General features: G+C 42.6%; 3 protein-coding genes. All 3 read left to right on the forward strand.

Annotated elements, in window-relative coordinates:
- Positions 1-233 precede the first annotated feature (233 nt).
- Positions 234-497, forward strand: a complete 264-nt coding sequence (locus LG34_RS05260) for a glyoxalase (protein WP_109215151.1) — start codon at positions 234-236, stop codon at positions 495-497.
- Between the two features lie 26 nt (positions 498-523).
- A complete protein-coding gene (locus LG34_RS05265; protein ID WP_146190189.1) occupies positions 524-1,516 on the forward strand; it encodes a peptidylprolyl isomerase in 993 nt (330 codons plus the stop codon).
- 27 nt (positions 1,517-1,543) lie between these two features.
- The coding region (locus LG34_RS05270) for a hypothetical protein (protein ID WP_146190190.1) at positions 1,544-1,994 on the forward strand (451 nt) is incomplete at its 3' end.

The raw sequence follows: 1,994 nt of genomic DNA on the forward strand, positions 1-1,994 counted from the left end.
GACCAGAATCACGCACCAAGTCTCACGTGCGTTCGACTTGAATGTCTTTCGTACAGGTGTTGAGCAGGATTAAAATTTGTTTAAAACTTGAACGCCGCTTGTGAACATCTTTTTTTGTTGCGGGAAATCCACAACAATGGTATATTAAAAATAGCGGTGTCTGGTTTTGACAGATAGAATGGAGAGAAGCCGCTTGATATGGAAACGAAAATTTTGAAATGGAGAACAGTAGAATGGGCGAATACGATAAAGTATGTATTGAAACATTTTTAAAAGACCAGTTAAAACTTTTTCCGGAGAAAGTAGCAGAGACACCGGAAGAAGCAGAAGATTTTCTGGATATGTGCATGGCAGCTGTATGCAAAAATATGAAAGAAGTACGGGAATATTTTGACGAAACCGGAGCAGATATTGCCGGCATGAGCAAAGAAGAACTGGAACAGGCAGATGAAGTGTTCAAACTGCCGGACGGACGTTATCTGGTTGTAGATGCCTAAGAAAACGTTAAGAGGAGAACAGTTGATTGAAAAGTAGAAATATGAGAAAAAAAGCGGGAGCGCTGGCGGTTGTTCTGGCTTGTTCTGCAATGCTTGGTGCCTGTGGAAATCCGTTGGAAGCAGTCATTGCAAAGCCGGTATTTAAGGTTGGCAGTGAGAGCTGCAGCAAGGACGATGCAAAAGTGATCCTGATGAATTACCAGAAAGAGTACAGTAATTTGTACGGCATCGACATGTGGGAGCACGATTACGGACAGGAGCAGAGTCTGGAAGACTATATCAAAGATCTGACACTGGCGCAGATGGCACAGGTTTATACATTGGATATCATCGCTTCTGAAAAAGAAGTGACACTTTCCGAAGAAGAACAGAAAAAAGTGACGGAAGCAGCGAAAACGTATCTGGATGGACTGGATGATGCGGAACGTGAGTATGTTGGTGTGAATGAGAAACAGACAGAAAAATTATTCGAACGTTATTTGCTGGCAGATAAGCTCTATGAATCATTGAAAACAGATGTAAATCAGGAGGTCAGTGATGATGAAGCGCGGGTGATGCGTGTAAAACAGATTTATATAACGGATCAGGCAAAAGCGCAGTCTTATCTGACACAGCTTCAGGGTGGAACGGATTTTGAGACACTGGCGCAGACTGTCAATGAGGCAGATGCGGTGGATATAACCGTAAACCGTTCGACATTTTCTGATGAAATCATTCAAAAATTATTTGCATTGACGGATGGTGGGATCACTGACATTATCGAGGCAGACAATGGATATTATATTTTTTACTGCAGCAGTGCGTTTGATGCAGAGCTGACGGATGAGCATAAGAAAGATGTGTTAGAGCAGCGCATGTCAGATGCGGTGACCGATACGTATGCAGATTATATGAGTCAGTTAAGTTCCAAAGAGAATCAGGATGTATGGTCGGAAGTAACGGTAGATACTTCCCTGAAACTTGAGAGCGCATCTTTTATGGAAGTATATGCACAGTATTTTGAGACAGAACAACAGTAAACAAGCAGGGAAAAGAGTAGAGTGAAAATGAACAGATGGAAAAAAATAGCTGCTCTGGCCTTGGCAACTGGGGCAGTGCTGACAGGTGCGATGGCGCCTGTGTCTGCAAATGCCGCAACTGAGACAAAGGTGTTAGAGGGTGTCTGCAAAGATCCGCAGACAAATCAGTGGCATTTGTATGTGAATGGAAAAATTGACCGTACAGCTAATACCATCAGTAAATATGAGAATGGCTGGTGGAAGATTACAAACGGTGATGTGGATTTTGATTACACTGGTGTGGCGAAAAATGAAAATGGCTGGTGGTTTGTTCGAGATGGAAAAGTAGATTTTACCGCAAATACAGTAGCGAAAAATGAAAACGGCTGGTGGTTGATCCGAGAAGGAAAAGTAGACTTTACTGCAAATACAGTAGCGAAAAATGAAAACGGCTGGTGGCTGATCCGGGAAGGAAAAGTAGATTTTACTGCAAATACAG

The sequence above is a fragment of the Eubacterium ramulus genome, assembly GCF_003122485.1.
Classification (GTDB): domain Bacteria; phylum Bacillota; class Clostridia; order Lachnospirales; family Lachnospiraceae; genus Eubacterium_I; species Eubacterium_I ramulus_A.